Raw genomic sequence first — 553 nt, 5'->3', positions numbered from 1 at the left:
GCCATGCTTCATGGTGCCGAACCTGCAAGTAATCATGAAGAGTTGCCACTTGATTATCTCCAAGGTCAAAAAGATGGTCTTGAATGGGCTGCGCAGCTTGCAGAAGCAAATCACCCACAAACTGGCGACTGGCTTTACGATGACCCGCTGGAGCTGGCTAAAGCTATCAGAAAAGGTCCTGACATGCCCGAATTCGATGGACCAACTCCGGTAACTCTGGATGGTTGGATAAGCTGTAGTGAGCGAATGCCTGAGAACATTCCCGGAAGTTGTAAAGAGTATCTGGTGTTTGATGGGCTTAATAATAAAGTTCATCACGATTACTGGGTTGTCCCTGATGGAGACAGTGCGCCAGTTGCGTCGTTCTGGAATCATTACGGGGCACATGTAACTCACTGGATGCCTCTACCAGAACCGCCGAAGGAGGTTAACCGTGGCTAACCTGCAACTTGCCGTTAAAGGTGAATACTTCGATGCCATGATTCGCGGGGAGAAAACGGAAGAGTATCGCCTGTGTAATGACTACTGGAATAAGCGCCTCGTTAACCGTAAG

The 553-nt window shown here is 49.0% G+C and carries 2 protein-coding genes; both read left to right on the top strand.

What is annotated here, in order from left to right; translation table 11 throughout:
* Window positions 1-441 (top strand): DUF551 domain-containing protein (locus C4F37_RS27260; protein ID WP_106106751.1); only part of this gene is annotated, 441 nt, incomplete at its 5' end.
* Window positions 434-553, top strand: a 120-nt coding sequence (locus C4F37_RS27255) for an ASCH domain-containing protein (RefSeq protein WP_199792411.1), incomplete at its 3' end; no start/stop codon positions are given. The genes C4F37_RS27260 and C4F37_RS27255, both read left to right, overlap by 8 nt.

Origin of the sequence: Escherichia sp. R1 (assembly GCF_003000935.1) — a bacterium.
GTDB classification, from domain to species: domain Bacteria; phylum Pseudomonadota; class Gammaproteobacteria; order Enterobacterales; family Enterobacteriaceae; genus Escherichia; species Escherichia coli.
The sequence above is the reverse complement of the archived record's forward strand: the minus strand, read 5'-3'. Positions and strand labels throughout refer to the sequence as shown.